At 65.2% G+C, this 16,606-nt stretch carries 12 protein-coding genes; 10 read left to right on the plus strand and 2 right to left on the minus strand.

What is annotated here, in order from left to right; all coding sequences use genetic code 11:
* The first annotated feature begins 10 nt into the window (after window positions 1-10).
* The 3 genes from ACIBW7_RS10645 (at window position 11) to ACIBW7_RS10655 (ending at window position 2,963) form a co-directional block, all read left to right on the plus strand.
* Window positions 11-1,165 carry a DUF3500 domain-containing protein gene (locus tag ACIBW7_RS10645; protein ID WP_397046041.1) on the plus strand — a complete coding sequence of 385 codons (1,155 nt, stop codon included), beginning with the start codon at window positions 11-13 and terminating at the stop codon, window positions 1,163-1,165.
* A gap of 9 nt (window positions 1,166-1,174) precedes the next feature.
* A complete protein-coding gene (locus ACIBW7_RS10650; protein WP_397046042.1) occupies window positions 1,175-1,966 on the plus strand; it encodes an HpcH/HpaI aldolase/citrate lyase family protein in 792 nt (263 codons plus the stop codon).
* A gap of 85 nt (window positions 1,967-2,051) precedes the next feature.
* Window positions 2,052-2,963 carry a LysR family transcriptional regulator gene (locus ACIBW7_RS10655; protein WP_397046043.1) on the plus strand — a complete coding sequence of 304 codons (912 nt, stop codon included), beginning with the start codon at window positions 2,052-2,054 and terminating at the stop codon, window positions 2,961-2,963.
* Window positions 2,964-3,011: 48 nt separating this feature from the next.
* Here ACIBW7_RS10655 and ACIBW7_RS10660 read toward each other — a convergent pair whose 3' ends face one another.
* Window positions 3,012-3,521 (minus strand): Lrp/AsnC family transcriptional regulator, encoded by a 510-nt coding sequence (locus ACIBW7_RS10660; RefSeq protein ID WP_357474400.1) that lies wholly within the window; start codon window positions 3,519-3,521, stop codon window positions 3,012-3,014.
* Between the two features lie 272 nt (window positions 3,522-3,793).
* Between ACIBW7_RS10660 and ACIBW7_RS10665 the strand changes: the two genes are divergently transcribed.
* The 5 genes from ACIBW7_RS10665 (at window position 3,794) to ACIBW7_RS10685 (ending at window position 12,921) form a co-directional block, all read left to right on the plus strand.
* On the plus strand, window positions 3,794-6,124 hold the full coding sequence (locus tag ACIBW7_RS10665) for a transketolase-like TK C-terminal-containing protein (RefSeq protein ID WP_397046044.1): 2,331 nt from the start codon (window positions 3,794-3,796) through the stop codon (window positions 6,122-6,124).
* Window positions 6,125-6,344: 220 nt separating this feature from the next.
* Window positions 6,345-9,617 carry a protein kinase gene (locus tag ACIBW7_RS10670; protein WP_397046045.1) on the plus strand — a complete coding sequence of 1,091 codons (3,273 nt, stop codon included), beginning with the start codon at window positions 6,345-6,347 and terminating at the stop codon, window positions 9,615-9,617.
* A 429-nt stretch (window positions 9,618-10,046) separates the two neighbouring features.
* Window positions 10,047-10,658, plus strand: a complete 612-nt coding sequence (locus ACIBW7_RS10675) for a YceI family protein (protein ID WP_387291794.1) — start codon at window positions 10,047-10,049, stop codon at window positions 10,656-10,658.
* 97 nt (window positions 10,659-10,755) lie between these two features.
* Complete coding sequence (locus ACIBW7_RS10680; RefSeq protein WP_397046046.1) at window positions 10,756-12,537, plus strand: FAD-dependent monooxygenase; 1,782 nt, start codon at window positions 10,756-10,758, stop codon at window positions 12,535-12,537.
* 192 nt (window positions 12,538-12,729) lie between these two features.
* Entirely contained in the window at window positions 12,730-12,921 is a 192-nt protein-coding gene (locus ACIBW7_RS10685) for a hypothetical protein (RefSeq protein ID WP_040699075.1), read from the plus strand.
* A 248-nt stretch (window positions 12,922-13,169) separates the two neighbouring features.
* On the opposite strand, the gene ACIBW7_RS10690 is transcribed toward ACIBW7_RS10685, so the two are convergent.
* Window positions 13,170-14,513: a cytochrome P450 gene (locus tag ACIBW7_RS10690; protein WP_397046047.1), complete on the minus strand. Its 1,344-nt coding sequence runs from the start codon at window positions 14,511-14,513 to the stop codon at window positions 13,170-13,172.
* Between the two features lie 251 nt (window positions 14,514-14,764).
* On the opposite strand from ACIBW7_RS10690, the gene ACIBW7_RS10695 reads away from it, so the two are divergent.
* Together ACIBW7_RS10695 and ACIBW7_RS10700 are read left to right on the plus strand one after the other, a co-directional pair.
* Window positions 14,765-15,376, plus strand: coding sequence for a TetR/AcrR family transcriptional regulator (locus tag ACIBW7_RS10695; protein ID WP_397046048.1), 612 nt, complete (start codon window positions 14,765-14,767; stop codon window positions 15,374-15,376).
* 309 nt (window positions 15,377-15,685) lie between these two features.
* Complete coding sequence (locus ACIBW7_RS10700) at window positions 15,686-16,351, plus strand: TetR/AcrR family transcriptional regulator (RefSeq protein ID WP_397046049.1); 666 nt, start codon at window positions 15,686-15,688, stop codon at window positions 16,349-16,351.
* The last annotated feature ends 255 nt before the right edge of the window (window positions 16,352-16,606 follow it).

The raw sequence follows: 16,606 nt of genomic DNA on the forward strand, positions 1-16,606 counted from the left end.
GGATTCGGTGATGTCGGCTGCGATTGACGAACCACGGCAGGCAGTGGCCGCCGCGATGGCGAGCGCCGCCACGGCATGGCTGGACGCACTGACCTCCGGTCAGCGTGCCGCCGCGCTGTTCGATTCCCCGCTGGTGCCCGATGCCGAAGCGGAGCGAGTGCGGTGGTACTACACGCCGACCGACCATGGCGGGCTCGCGCTACGTCACCAGCTGGCGCATCAGCAGAGCCTGGCGATGCAGTTGGTGGCGTCGGGACTGTCCGAGGCCGGGTACGCCACTGTCGCGACCGTGGTCGGTCTAGAGAACGTCCTGGACCAGGTCGAAGGTTGGAAGGCTCGCTGGGCCCGGCAACGGGGTCGCGATCCCGGACTGTACTGGCTCAGGGTGTTCGGCGTGCCGGGCGACCCGGTTTGGGGTTGGCGCTTCGGAGGTCATCACATCTCGCTCAACAACCTCATCGTCGGCGGCCGTCTCGTATCGACGACACCCTGCTTCATCGGCGCCGACCCAGCGAGCACTTCGTTACTGGGTGGGGCGCCGCTACGGCCGCTCGGCGGGATCGAGGATGTCGCACGGAACCTCGTCGGGTCCTTCAACGCGGAACAGCGCGAACACGCATTGCTGCACGAGTCCGCGATATCGGACATCGTGTCCGGCAACCGAGCCCGCGTGACACATGGCGACACCATGATGCATATGCAGGATCTATGGCGCGGCCAGTTCTCGGACCCTGCGCTGAACAAGCTTGTCGATGACGTCGACCGGAACGCGGAAGAGGCCAGCGGGTACACCGAGGCCGATCACGCTGCCCTGGCGATTTCCGTTCCGCCCAAGGGGATCAGTGCGCGCAACCTCGATCACACGCAGCGCGACGAGCTGCGACGACTGATCGCGCTGTACACCGGCCGTGTATCGGCCGCGATGGCAGAGGTACACGCCGCGCGCTACGCAACCGACGCGGTGCTCGACGTCACCTGGTTCGGCTGGGCGGGTGGTATGGCACCCGATGATCCCCACTACTACCGGATACAAGGCCCGGACCTGCTCATCGAGTACGACAACACGCAGCGTCAGGCGAATCACGCGCACGCCGTATGGCGGGATCTGTCCGCTGACTTCGGCTTCGACACCCTTGCCGAACATCGAAACAATCACTCCCATTAAGGGGGCACTATGACAAGAAATTCGACAACAAGCGCGACAGGATTCGCTGAGCGGTTACGGTCCGGGCGACAGACCATCGGCTACTGGGTGGTGTGCGACAACCCGGTGGCCACCGAACGGATCGCCATGTCCGGCTACGACTATGTCTGTCTCGACGCCCAGCACGGCCTGATCGAATATCGGGGCCTGCTGGCCGGAATCACCGCGATCGACGCCGCGGGCACCGGCACGGCAGCGCTTGTCCGGGTGCAAGCCAACGATCCGTTCTGGATTGCCCAGGCTCTCGACGCGGGTGCCCGCGGCGTCGTCGTGCCGATGGTCGATACGGCGGCTGAGGCCGAAGCCGCGGTGGCGGCCTGTCGCTTCCCTCCGGTAGGCCACCGTAGTAACGGGGCCCTGCGCGCGGGGCTGCGAATCGGGCCGTCGCCGGCCCGAGCCAACGCCGAGATCGCCTGCATGGTGATGATCGAGACCGTATCCGGACTACGCAATGCCGCCGAGATCGCGTCGGTTCCCGGCGTCGACGCGATCTACATCGGACCATCGGATCTGCGCCTCGCACTCGGCGGCGCCACCCCCACCGACCCCGCGGTCGACGCCGAATTCGACGACGCCCTCCGCACCGTGCTGAAGGCTGCCGAAGCGGCAGGAAAAGCAGTAGGCATCCATTGCCCGGACGGCGTCACCGCCGCGCGCCGACTAGCCGAAGGCTTCAACTACGTCAGCATCGCCAACGACCTGGTGCACCTGGAACAGGCTGTCAAAAGCCACCTCGCGCAGGTGCCTGACGGATCCGACTAGCCAATGTGCCGAATCACTCCAACCCTGAGACTGAGACCCAGGCCCATATAGACAAAGCCGATGGGGGCTCGTAGCGTGCGGACTCGTGAATCTACGACGGCTTCAATACTTTGTGGCGGTCTGTGAGCTGAAGTCGTTCACCATGGCGGCCGAGCGGCTTTTCATCGCTCAACCTTCACTTTCCCAGCAGATAAAGCGTCTGGAAACAGACCTGAAGGTCACGCTGCTCGATCGCACGGCGCAGGGTATCCGGCCCACTCCCGCGGGCCGGGCACTGCTGCCCGTGGCGCGAGATATTCTCGCCGTCGTCGAGCGAGCCGAACAAGCAGTTGATGATGCGCGGACCGGTCGACGAGGCGATCTCGAGGTGCTCACCGTCCGATCGGTGGCCAACGCCATCCTTCCCTCGGGCATCGCCGTCTGGCACGAAAGGTTTCCCGAGGTCGTGCTCGAGATCAAGGACTACCCGCATGCCACAGCGATGGAGGCCGCGTTCCGTGATGGTGAAGGCGATCTGGCGATCGGTCCTCGAACGGGGTTATCCGGCGCCGATGTGGCCTCCATCGGATTCGAAGAACTGGTCCTTGTCGCCGGGCCCGACAGCGGCGTATCGACCGACGCGCCGCTGTCATTGGCGGATCTGAAGGGCCATCAGTGGGTGCTGTTCGACAAGGAGAACGGGCTGACGCGGGTGATCAGAACGCTCTGCGCCGCAGCAGGATTCGAACCGCTCGCCGCGGTCTGGACCATGCAGGTCCAGGCCGCATTGGAGCTGGCATCCAGCGGTGTGGCGGTTACGCTGGTCCCCGATAATGCGGTACAGGGGGAATATCGTCGCTTCGCCCGGTCGTTGACACCGCCGATTTACCGCGAAATCTGCGCGTACTCCCGACCCGGTTCCCGGTACATGTCCGATGCTTACGTCGACATCCTCTGCCGAGCCCAGTCGCAACTGTTGGTGCGAGCTGATCTCCCGCAGTCCTGTTCCCTCACCTGAGCCGACCACTTGCGGGCGCGCGAGGCTGTCCCAGGCTTCGATGTGGTCTCACCGTGAATCGGGTTGACGTTCGTCCTGCGCGGCACTGGCCAGTGCGGCGACCAGTGGATTGATGCGGTAGTCGACCAGTTCGCGCATAACCAGTGCGGTACTGGTGCGTTTAACGCCTTTGATGTCGAGGATCTGACCAGCCACCCGGTAGAGGTCATCCGCGTCGCGGGCTGCCACATGAATGAGCAGATCGGCGACACCGCTGAGTCCGTGTACTTCGAGGACTTCCGGAATGTCGGCGAGTGCCGCCGCGACAGCGGCGAGTTTGCGCTGGGTGACGTTGGTGAGGACAAATGCTTGCAGTGGGTAGCCCAGCGCCAGCGGATTGATGCGCCGCTCGAACGAGTGCAGCGAGCCCGCGGCGTCGAGCTTGCTCAGGCGCGCCTGCACAGTGTTTCGTGACAGTCCGGTCTCGGCGGCAAGAGCCAGCACGGTCGCCCGCGGAGCGTCGGCGAGCGCGAGCAGGATCCGCGCGTCGATCTGGTCGACGGTGTGCGTGCTTGGCATTGTGATAACCCCGGTCTAGTCGGAACGGATCCCTCGGATGCAATCTGATCAACTCGAGGTACAAGTATTGCGCAGAAGACGCTGAGTTGCTGCACTTGACGGCAGTTCTGCACAACAGGACGGTCATAGGAGGGCGATCCGCCCGATTCCCGGCTGAATCCCGATTCGGACGCACAACGTCCATGAGCAATCCGGATCCGGTCACTGTGTGCCCCCGACCGAGAGTTCGAATGCGCATGGCCGCAACAAATTTGGTGCGAGGAGAAGTCCCGATGAACGCCCCGGCCGTCGATCCTGAAGCCCAGAGCTTCGGTGCGCCCCCTCCCGAAGCGCTCGAGGCGATTCAGCAACGAGTGCTGTGGCTGTCCACGGCGATGATCCACCATGCCAATCGGGTACGCCCCAACCCGAGTGGGCTCAAGGTCGGGGGCCATCAAGCGTCGTGCGCGTCGATGGTGTCGATCATGACCGCACTGTGGTTCGAGCACCTCCGGCCAGGTGACCGCGTGTCGGTCAAGCCCCACGCGTCCCCGGTCCTGCACAGCATCAACTATCTGCTGGGCGAACTCGACGAGTCGTACATGACCGCATTGCGCGAGTTCGGTGGATTGCAGTCCTACCCGAGCCGGGCCAAAGACCCCGACCCCGTCGACTACTCGACCGGATCGGTCGGAATCGGAGCAACCGCTCCGATTTGGGGAGCGATGGCGCGCCGGTATGTCAATACCATCGGCGGTGACGCCGGCACCGGTCGCCAGTACTCCCTGGTCGGCGACGCCGAACTCGACGAAGGCGCGGTGTGGGAAGCCATCCTCGATCCCGGCATAGTCGATTTGGGCGAGGTAGTGTGGATCGTCGATCTCAACCGGCAATCTCTCGATCGTGTGGTACCCAACATCGCCGCACGCAGGCTCGAGAAGATGTTCGATGCCGCGGGCTGGCAAGTGATCACCGTAAAATTCGGGCAGCTGCTCGATACGCTGTTCGCCCGACCCGGCGGATCCGAGCTCCGGGACCGGATCCTGGATATGCCGAATCCGGAATACCAACGGCTGCTGCGCTGCAACGCCGACGAACTGCGTACCCGGCTGCCCGGCACCGGGAACGGGAGCACCGAAATCACAGAGCTGATCGCCGGAATCGACGACCAAACCTTGACCGCGGCGATCCGCAACCTCGGCGGCCACGACCTCGCGGCGTTGTCCGCGGCGTACCGGCAGATCGATGACACACGGCCGACCATCATCTTCGCCTACACCATCAAAGGTTACGGACTGCCCATCCAGGGCCACCCCCAAAACCACTCGTCACTACTGAGCGTCGACGAGTACGCCCAGCTGGCAAGCGAATTGGGCATGGACCCCCACAAACCCTGGCAGCGATTCGACGACGGCACCGCATCCGGACGCGTCTGCGCTATGGTCGCGCAACGGCTGCGCCGCGACCCGATCAGCACTGCCCGACCCGCGACGATTCCGTCCGATTTCGGCCGCACTCCCAAGAGCACGGCGACCACGCAATCAGCGCTCGGGCGGGTGTTGCTCGACTTGACCCGGGCGGCGCCCGACGCGGCCAAACGTGTTGTCACAGTGAGTCCGGACGTGAGTTCGACGACCAACCTCGCCGGGTGGGTGAACAAGGTCGGGGTGTGGTCGTCGGCAGAACGGCACAACTGGTTCGCCGACGACGCCGAGACAATCCTGCATTGGCGCGAAAAGCCCACCGGCCAGCACATGGAACTGGGCATCGCGGAAACGAACCTCGTCGGCCTGATCGGTGAACTCGGCGCAACCTGGAGTCGATGGGGACAGCCGCTGCTGCCCATTGGAGTTCTCTACGATCCTTTCGTCGAACGCGCGCTCGAACCCTGGTCGTATGGCATCTACGCCGGTGGCCAATCCATACTTGTCGGCACTCCCTCCGGCGTCACCCTGGCCGCCGAGGGCGGAGCACACCAATCCATCAAGACACCCTCGATCGGCCTCGAACAACCGGGCTGTGTCAGCTACGAACCCGCATTCTCCATCGACGTCGAGTGGACGTTGCTCGCTTGTCTGTCCCGCCTCGGGCGGCCGGACGGCTCCTCGGCCTACCTGCGCCTGTCGACCCGGCCTGTCGACCAGACGCTGGCAGCAGTCCCATCGGACCCCGCTGCACGCGAACGCCGCCGCCGACAGGTCGTCGCCGGTGGCTACCCACTGGTCCGTCACGACGACGCCAAGGTGACCATCGCGGCAATGGGCGCGATGATGACCGAGGCCCTCGCCGCCGCAGCACGTCTCACGCACACAGGTGTCCCCGCTGACGTCCTCTGCATCACCAGCCCCGGCCTGCTGTTCCAAGCAATCCAGGCACGCCGAGGCCGAGGCACCGGCGAGACCTGGATTCTCGATCAGCTCTTCCCTTCCGATCGCGCCACCCCGCTGCTCACGGTCCTCGACGGCCACCCACACACGCTGGCTTTCCTGTCCGGGATCAATCGGGTGCGCCACACCGCATTGGGTGTCTCACGGTTCGGGCAGGTCGGCTCCCTCGACGATGTCTACCGCTATCACGGCATCGACTCCGACAGCATTGTGCGCGCCGCTCTCGATCTACTTTGACAGGTGTCGCAAGGGTGCGTCGGCTGAAGCGTCGTTTGAAGCAGTCGCCGGCGCAGGCGTGGCGAGCGAGGTCCACCGATTTTCCGGGCGAGGGCGCTCTCGGCTGAAAGCCGACAAGGGCGGCCCGTGCACTGTGGTCGGCGATACGCTGGGCATTGTCGAAAGGTAAGCGCATGGTGCCCGATGTTCGTGCACGTATGGAGTGGATTGCCCACCGCTGATGGTCGGTGATGATTCACCGCGGACCCAACGTGACGTGAATATGCCCGTCTCGGTGGAGTTGAGCGCGTCCGGATTCGAGGACGCCGAAGAGATCGGCCGCGGTGGTTTCGGGGTGGTCTATCGGTGCACGCAGGTGGCCTTGGACCGCACGGTTGCGGTGAAGGTGCTGACCGCCGAGCTGGACGAAGACAACCAGACGCGGTTTTTACGCGAGCAGAAGGCGATGGGTCGGTTGACCGGGCATCCGAACATCGTCACGGTGCTCCAAGCGGGTGTCACCGCGAGCGCGCGGCCCTATCTGGTGATGCCGTATCACCCGTTGGATTCGCTGGACACGTGGGTTCGTCGGCAGGGGCCGATGCCGGTGCAAACCGTGCTGTGGATCGGAGTGAAGATCGCCGGTGCGCTCGAGAGCGCGCATCGGCTCGGTATCGTGCATCGGGATGTGAAGCCGGGCAATATTCTGCTCACCGATTACGGTGAGCCCGCGCTGACCGATTTCGGTATCGCCCGCATTGTCGGCGGATTCGAGACGGCCACGGGTACCTTGACCGCTTCTCCGGCGTTCACCGCACCGGAGGTGCTCGGCGGCGAGACGCCGACCGCGGCGGCGGATGTCTACGGTCTGGGTGCGACCTTGTTCTGCGCGTTGACCGGGCATGCCGCCTTCGAGCGTCGGAGCGGTGAGCAGGTGGTGGCACAGTTCTTACGGATCACCAGCCAGCCGGTGCCGGACCTGCGTGCGGGCGGAATTCCCGATGACGTGGCGGCGGTGGTGGAATCGGCGATGAACCGAGATCCGACGAAGCGGCCGTCGGCGGCGGAGATCGGCGAGGCGATCCGGCAGGTACAACACCACCACGGATACCAGGTGGGCGAGATGGCTCTGCACGGGAAACCGGTTGCAGCCCAAGGGGTGTGGGACCACATGCCGGATTCGGCTCCGCGGCGGATCGAAGAGGGTCGCGGTAGCACTGGTGAGCTGCCGCTCGAGTTGACCAGTTTCGTCGACCGTCGCACTGAGACGGCGGAGATCAAGAACCTGCTGTCGGTGTCGCGGTTGGTGACGTTGGCGGGGATCGGTGGTGTCGGCAAGACCCGGCTGGCGCTGCGGGCGGCGTCGAATGCTCGACGCGATTTCGCCGATGGGGTGCGGATGATCGAGCTGGCCGACGTGCGGGACCCGGTGTTGCTGGTCGATGTCGTGGCGGCCGGTATCGGCCTGCGCGACGATTCGGCTCGGCCGATGCGGCAGGTGCTGCTCGGGTTCCTGCGTTCCCGGGAGATGCTGCTTGTTCTGGACAACGGCGAGCAGATTGTGCGGGCGTTGGCGGAGCTGGTCGAGGAGTTGTTGCTGGGGTGTCCGGGTGTGCGGATTCTGGTCACCAGCCGTGAGCCGTTGGATGTCGCCGGGGAAGTGGTGTTGCGGGTGCGGCCGTTGGCCGTTCCTGGCGCTGGCGGTGCGCTGACGCTGCGGGGATTGCCCAAATACGATGCGGTGAGTTTGTTCGCCGATCGCGCTGCGGCGGCCGTGCCGGGGTTCGCGGTCACCGAGGACAATAAGGCCGCGGTGGTCGGGATCTGTGCCCGGTTGGACGGGTTGCCGTTGGCGATCGAGCTCGCCGCGGCTCGGATGCGCGCCATGTCGCCTGAGCAGATCCTGGAGCGGCTGAGCGACCGGTACGCGCTGCTCACCCGCGGTATGCGCAGCGCGCCTAGGCGGCAGCAGACGTTGCAGTGGTGCATCGACTGGAGCTACCAATTGTGCACGCCGGTCGAGCAGCGGTTGTGGGCCCGGTCGTCGGTGTTCGCCAGCGGTTTCGAACTCGATGCCGCCGAACAGGTGTGCGGCGCCGACCTTGCGCCGGAGAATCTGCTGGATGCCTTGTCCTCCCTGGTCGACAAATCGATTGTGAACCGCGACGAAGTGGATGGCGTCGTGCGCTTCCGGATGCTCGAGACCATGCGCGACTACGGGCGCGAGCAGTTGCAAGAGTCCGGCGAAGACCGGGATCTACGTCGACGACACCGCGACTGGTGCCAGCGGTTGGTGCTGGATTCGGTGGCGGACTGGTTCAGTGACCGCCAGCCCGACTGGCTGGCACGCGTCGATCGCGAGCAGCCGAATCTGCGGGCTGCCCTCGAGTTCTCCCTCTCCGAGGACAGTGCGGACTCGGCCGATGCCGGGCTGCGCACCGCCAATGCGCTATTCGGGTTCTGGAGCTTTCGGGGTCGGTACGGTGAAGGTCGACGGTGGCTCGACCGTGCCCTGACCAACCCGGACGCGGGCTCGATATCCGACCGTGTCAAGGCGCTCGAGGCCAGCATTATCATGGCCACGGCGCAGCGGGACCTTCGATCGGCAGCGTCATTACTGGAGCAGGCGCGCGCCCTCGCCGAACAGGATCCCACTCCCATGAACCAGGCGCTGATCGCCTACGCCGACGGCATGCTGGCGCTTTATCGAGACGACCCCGCTCGCGCAGTCTCCTTCTTCGAGCGTGCCGTGGAGGCGTTCAGCTCGAATAGGCGAGGGTACCTATACATTTCCGCGTTGATGCTGCTCGGTGGGGCCTATACAGCGCAGGGCGATATACCGCGGGCAATCGAATGTCACGAGCAAATCCTGTCTATTACCGAAGAATGCGGTGAATCACTTTATCGGTCGAGTGCGCTGTGGGGGTTGGGCCTTGCAACATGGCTGCAAGGCGAGGGGTCTCACGCGCAGCAGTTGCTGCAGGAATCGCTGCGAGTCAACCAGCGCATGCGCAGCCCAGTCGTAGCGGCGCTCGATCTCGAGGGACTGGCCTGGACCGTCGCCGATGAGGACGGTGAGCGCGCGGCCGTGCTGATGGGTGCCGCGGAGAATCTTCTGCGGTCCGCCGCGTCTGGGTTTGCTGTCTTCCCGGGGGCGACCCACGTTCACGACGAATGCGAGCGCACGGTGCGTCGCACGCTCGGCGAACGACGATTCGATACGGCCTTCCGGCGCGGCCAGGCCATGGAACACAACGCCGCAGTGACCTACGCACTGGGTGAGGCGCCGACCGCCACCGCGCTCGCTTCGCAACTGACATTGACCAAGCGCGAACGGCAGGTCGCAGACCTTATTGCCCAGGGACTCACCAACAAGCAGATCGCCGCGAAATTGGTGATCTCGCAGCGCACCGCGGACGGGCATGTCGAACATATCCTGAGCAAACTCGGATTCACCTCCCGCGCGCAAATTGCGGCCTGGATCGCGGACGAGGCCCAGCGCGAGCCTTCCTGACCGCACTGATAAAGATCTCGGGCGGTGGTCGTCTTCGCTCCGCGAAAACCTTGGCCGCCGGGTGCGTGGGCATACGAACCACCACCTTCAGCGGAGGGGCTGCGGGTGAGGCTTGAAACCGTGATCGGGAGTTCAAAGACGTTCCTGAATCTCAGGGTGTGACCCGCTGTTGACACCGGCCGCAATAACGGTAACATCGTTGCCGATATGGTGGTTCGGATTCGCAACTCGTCTGGCTGGAGCGACTGTTCGAAAATCCGTCGACGCAGTCGCTGTCAGGGTCGACCTGGCTGGTGTTGACCCGGCTGCATGTGGCGGGCCGCAACGCCCCTGTCTCGATGAGAGTCTTGGAACAGTGAAATATGTTGTCGCCATGCCATTTTCGGAATGCATTCAGGCACGCACAGGTTCATCGGATCGGTTGTTCGCATGAGCACTGGTGATCGAGCGCACACCGGGATGGTGGTTCGCGCTGGTGTCTGGAAACTCGACCCGACAACCGCGGACATCGGGTTCTCCGCCCGCGGGCTCTGGGGGCTGCTCCCGGTCTGCGGCCGCTTTCGCCGAGCTTCCGGCTCGATAACCTGGAGTCAGGATGGAACAGCCACGGTTCTGCTGGAACTGCACGCCGCTAGCGTCACCACCGGTATGCGGATGCGAGACCGGCATCTGTGCGGGCCCGAGTTCCTGGACGCGCGAACGCACCCGGTGATTTCGTTCCATGGTCATGCCGTCAGTCGCGGACGCACGCGACTCGAGGTGCAAGGCAAGCTGACCGTTCGCGATGCCACGACCGAAATGCAACTCGATGTCGAGCTTGCACCGGACGGCCCCGAACTCGTCGCCGCGACGGCCGCGCGGGTGGACCTGTCCGCCTATGGTATCGGGCCACGATTCGGCATCGTCCGCCGCAATATCGACCTCGAGATCCGAGGCCGCCTCATCCCCGCCGCCACGTCGATGCTCACACCGCGTATGCAGCCGACCCGTACCGACGATGGAGTGCTCGACCTCGGCGCGCAGCACAACACCGAGCGTTGACCCAGAGAACCGGAGAACAAAGATGTCTCAGTCGACCCCCCCGACCCGGCACGGCTCAGTAGACCACACCCGAGAAGATCAACGTCGAGACGCTGCCATGCCCCAGGTGACCATCGTCGGCGCGGGCTCGACCGGATGCACCTTGGCATTACTACTGGCCCGCTACGGTATCGCCAGCACCGTCCTGGAACGCCGTACCGAGGTGTTGAACCACCCGGCCGCGACGATTTTGAACGCCCGCTCACAGGAAATTTGGCACCACGCCTCCCCGGAGCTGGCCGGGCGGATCGCCGCCCTGGCACCGCCGCCCGAGGAGATCGCCACGATCCGGTGGTACACCGATCTGAGCAGCCCGCGACTGGGTGAGATCGACCTGCTGGCCTTCACCGAGCGGGTGGAGCGCGTCAAGAGCCACAGCCGGTTCCTCATCTCACACATCGGCCAGCAGCAGCTCATGGCGGTCCTCTGGGACGTCGTCGACGCTGATCCCCTCGTGAACGTCCGGCGAGGCGTCCAGGTACAGCGCGTCAGTACGACGCCATCGGGCGCGACGGTGCGGGCGGTAGCCGCAGACGGTGCCACCGAGGAGATTTCGTCGCGGTTCGTGGTCGCCGCCGACGGCGCGAACAGCGCTGTGCGCGACGCGCTGGGCATCGCGATGCGCGGGCCGGTGCTGGCCAACATGGCCAGCGTCTTCTTCAACGCCAAGCTGTTCTCCGACGGCACCCGCCCGCTGCTCAGCTTCATCTACTCCCCGGCGTTCTGCGGCATTTTGGTAGCACACGCTGACGACAACTACGTGTTGATGACCCCGTACCTGAGCGAAAAGCAGGAGATCGCCCGGGACGGGCGCGGGTTCTGGGCGCGGACGCTGCCGCGGGTGATCGGGCGTGAGGAACCGTTTCGGATACATTCCACCGGCACCTGGACAATGACCAGCCAGATGGCCGAGACCTTCACCAGCGGCAATGTGATCCTGGCCGGTGACGCGGCCCACCGGTTCCCGCATACCGGCGGGTTCGGCCTCAACAGCGGTGTGCAGGACGCGCACAATCTCGCCTGGAAACTGGCCGCGGTATTCGAGGGCCGCGCACCGGCCACGTTGCTGGACAGCTACGAACCCGAACGACGGCCCGTGGTGGAACGCTTCGCCGCGCAAAGCGTCGCCAACCACTTCAATCTCGACGATGTCATGGATGGACTGACCTCGGGCAACCGCACCCTTGCCCGGGTCACCCGCACTTTTGCACACCCTCTCGTCGATCGGCTCCCTGCGATGATCACACGGCGCGTCGCCGACGGCATGATGAAGCTTGCGATCCGGCCGACCGCGAAACTATTGGGAGACAGCGCATCTGCGCGCGACCGGCGCGAGGCAGTCGAACGCCGGATACCGGGCCAGATGGAAGAGTTCGCATCCACTGGGCTCGAGTTCGGCTACGCCTACTGCGGGGGTCTCATCCGGACCGAGCCGACGCCACAGCCGATGCACGGTGAAGGCGTAATGGAATACCGGCCGACGACGTGGCCCGGTGCCCGTCTGCCGCACGCCTGGCTGGCCGGTGACGGCGGCGTCGTGTCCACCCACGACCTGCTCGACCTGCGTGACTACACGCTGTTCACCCCGGAGCCGCAGACCTGGCGCACCGCTGTCCCCGCCGCGATGCCCGTCACCGTGGTGGGCCTGGACGCCGCAATTGCCGACCGGCAGCAGATGCTCGACCTGTTCGAGGTCGGCGAGCACGGTGCCGTCCTGGTCCGACCCGACGGGCACGTCGCCTGGCGCACCACGGCCCGCGCATCGTCCGGCGTCGCGGAACTCGAGCAGACGGTCAGCGACCTAACGATCTCCACCGCGCCGGAAAGCGCCGCACTCTGATCACTCTCGGCCCGCGATTCGCACCTCAGCTGCGATAGGTATTGTGCGAGCCACGGAGATCCCGCGTGCCGCCGCCTGCATCGCCGAAATGACTGTTCGGGCTTCGTCGTCATTGGGCACGACTGCCGGCAACGCCGCCACGACCCGCCCACTGTCAATGGCAGGCGAATCGCCGATGTCCAGGTCTGCTTGGTGTCGTTGCCGGAAGGGGATGCGGAAGTAGCCGCCGGTAACGTGTGCGGTGCCGAGATCGGTGGCGTGGATGAGCGGATGCCGTCGTATGGCAGCGGATTGCGAGGCGGGGTGCCGCTGGTCCAGTCGAGTGCGTCGAGTACTGCGCGGTCGTGGATGCGTCCGGCGGTGCCGAGGGTGCACATGCTGTAGACGATGCCGGGGGCGTTGGGCGTCGCGACCTGTTGTGGTGCGGTGCGTAGTTCGTGCACGGGTGTTTGTGGTGGGATGACCGGTGCGATCAGCACGACAGCCACCACCCGTCGGCAGTGCCGAGGTGTTTGGTTCAGGTTTCCAGCGCTCCGAGCGTAGATCCGAGTCAGGGACTCGAGCCACAGCGTGGCCGCAGGAGGTCGCCTGAGTTGCCGCAACCAGGATTGGGTCGGCATTCCTCGACGCGCTCATGCCCTCACGTGTTGCGCCCTGGCCTCGGCCGAGCTCGGCCGAGGCGTGCGGCGGTACACCACGGCGCGGCCCTTCTTCGCGGGCACCAGCGCAACACCGCGGAAGTGCGTGCGCTCATCCGGTGCGGCGGTCGGCTCGAGCGTGAAATCCCGTAGCAGCGTGCGCAATACGACATTCATCTCCATGGTGGCGAAGGCCGCGCCGATGCAACGCCTGGCGCCGCCGCCGAATGGAATCCAGCTGAAGGTGCCCGGTCGGACACCGACGAAACGATCCGGATCGAAGGCGCGGGCATTCGGGAACAGCTCCTCGTTGTCGTGCATGAGCCGAATGCTGATCAGCACATTCTGTCCCTCGGGCAGGGTCCACCGCCCCAACTGCATCGACTCCGCGCGGATCTGGCGGGGCGTCAGCCCGATGACCGGACGCACCCGCTGTACCTCCAGCAGGGTGGCTTCGCGCAGTGCCGAACCGCCTTCGTCGGCCTCGGCGACCAAGCGCCGCAACACTTCCGGATGCCTGCGCAACCGCTCGATGGTCCACGACAGGGTGGTCGCCGTGGTCTCGTGGCCCGCGGAGAGCAGGGTGAGCAGTTCGTCGGCGATCTCGCTGCGGGTCATCGCGGTGCCGTCGTCGTAGCGGGCCTGCAGCATCATTGCCAGCACGTCGTCGCGGTCTGCGAGCTGTTCGTCGGTGGCGGCGCGGTCGATGAGCCTGCCGACGATTTCGTCGTAGTCGCGGCGGTATGCGGCGAAGCGGCCCCACGGGCCGTATCGCCCCAAGAAGTTCGGCGGCGTCGGCAGCGCCGCGAGCGCCGAGCCGACCAGCACCAGTTTGGGCAGCAGTTCGCGCAGTTCGTCGAATTCCTTGCCCTCGGCGCCGAATACGGCGCGCAGGATCACATTCAGGGTGATCCGCATCATCGAATCCATGGTCGCGAACTCCCGGCCCTGCGGCCAGGTGGCCAGCTCACGCACCGTCTCCTCCTCGACCAGCTCCTCATATACCGCGAGGCGGCGACCGTGGAACGGCGGGGTCAGCAATTTTCGCTGCTTGCGGTGTTCGGCGCCGCGCAGCGAGAACAGCGAACCGGGACCGAGGAACTGCCCGAGGTTGACATCGGCGACATCGGACACGTCCGAGGTCGCGGTGAACAGTGCCTTCACCTCGGTCGGTTCGGATATCATCACCGTCCGCCCGAAGCGGGGTAGGTACACCGTGAATGCCGAGCCGTACCGCTCGTGCAGTCGGCGCCACGCACGGTCGCGGCCCGCCATCAGTTGGATGGCCTGTAACAAGGCCGGAGTATTCGGTCCGTCGGGCAGTTTCACCGTGGCCATGCGGCACCTCCAGTGTGGTACATCTATGTACCATCAGCACGGTACGCTCACGTACCGGGGTGTGGCAAGGGTCACTATCGGAATTGCCGCCCGCGTCGGTGGTGCGGCTGGCGGCGCCCACCATCCATGGCAGCGTGGATCGTCAGGGAAAATTGGATTCCCGGTCGCGGCGTGTGCGAGGCACCCCGTGCGGCAGGGCGGAATTGGATCGAGCATCGGGATTCGGCGGTGTCGGGGGCGATTCTGGCTCGGTGACTACATTCTGTGAGGTGACCCAGCAGCGCAAAGCGCGTAGTGATTCCGCGCAACGACGCAAGCAGCTCGCGGTGGCTGCCCTGCATGTTTTGGGTGAGCAGGGCATGCGTGGTTTCACCCACCGGGCAGTTGACGCCGCAGCCGATCTGCCTACCGGTTCTGTCAACTATCACGCGCCGACCCGGGAGCGGTTGCTCGAACTCGCGGTCGAGGAGTTGTTCGTTCAGGACATGGCCGTCGCGCAGGAGTTGTTTTCTGGCGGACAGCAATGGTCGGCGGCGGCGATCACCGCAGCAGTGACCCAGTTCATCGATGCGATGACCAGAGCGCAGGCTCGCTATCGTGTGGTCGCGCGTCACCACTTGGTGGGCGCGAGCCGGACCAACCCGGTTCTGCGCGACAAATTCGAGCAGCAGCGCGCGGCGTTCGTACGGTTCGTCCAGGATCGTTTCGCCGATGTCGGGCATCGGCCGAACGCCGCCGCGGCTGAATTGTGTGTGATCGTCATCGAGGGACTTATCGATCGACAGGTTCACTTCGAACAGTCGGCACTGGATCCGGCAACCATCACATCGATCGTCGAAATGGTCGAAACTTCACTGCCCTAGAACGGTCATGCTCGAGCTTCGTGATCGACCGCGACATCGCCACCTGCCGATATTGGCGCGCTCATATGAGCGGCGTGATGTGTTCTGGCACGCCGAGCAGCGCTTTTCCGTAGGTGTCCGCGGCAGGATGACCGCGGGCCGGGCGGCCACGTCGGAGTCACGCCCTCGCTGCGCCAGCGGTGCGAAGGCCGCTGTGAGTGCGATCTTTCACAAGTTGAATCTAGGTCAATGAAATAGAATCAATTTGTTTCTGGATCGGGAGGACGCCGATCGGGGAGGGCAAGGACCCGGCGGAGGGGAAGGATGTCGATGGCCGCCACACGGGCCGGTACTCGCGGAACAGCGCGAGCTGCGCAAGCCGGTGAAACCCGCCAACGGTTACTCGATGCGGCGGTACGGCTGTTCGCCGAGCGCGGCTACGACGAGGTCGCCGTCGCCGACATCGCTGAGGCCGCGGGGGTCGCCCACGGCCTGCTGTATCACCACTTCGGCAACAAGCGCGAGATCTACCTCGCGGTTATGCGTCAGACCGCCGAAGAACTGAACGCTTCGTTGGTGCTGCGGCCGGACCTGCCCCCGCAGCGCCAGATCCGGGAGGCGCTGGCGTCGCATCTGCGCTATCTCGCTGCGCACAAAGGTTTGTCACTGCGGTTGATTCTCGGTGGTCGCGGCGCCGACCCCGAGGCGTGGGCAACGTTCGAGGATGCACGGTGGCGGGCCATCGAGTGGCTCGCCGCGGTAGCCGGGATGGACCCCCAGCGTCCCGCGGTGCGCATGACCGGGCGCGCGATCGTGGCGGCCATCGACGAGGGTGCCGCGTACTGGTTGGACGACGGCGAAACCTTCGCGGTCGAGACCATAGTCGAATGGATCATCCAGCTTGCGACATCGGCCGCACGGGCTGCGGCCTTACTGGATCCGAGCCTGGACATCGATGCCGCCCTGGCGAAGGTTTTCGTTCATCCGATGTTGTGAGACCTGCCCGGTCGGTCACGCGGCGGTGACGCGCCCGCCGCGTCGATACCGTCGAGTCGCCTCACCCGGCGCATTCCCAGCCGTCGATCTGCCGGCTGCTTCTAGGCGGCGATGGCGATACCGCTGTTACGCCGCGTAGCTGCCGGTCCCGTGCTGGCGCTGCCCACGCTCGCCGGTGATCATCTACTCGCTTCGCGAGCGTTGTGAAACGTCACAGCATGTGGTTTCCCGCCGCGCTACTCATTGACTTGGATT

Source organism: Nocardia sp. NPDC049526, from assembly GCF_044465765.1.
In the GTDB taxonomy this organism is placed as follows: domain Bacteria; phylum Actinomycetota; class Actinomycetes; order Mycobacteriales; family Mycobacteriaceae; genus Nocardia.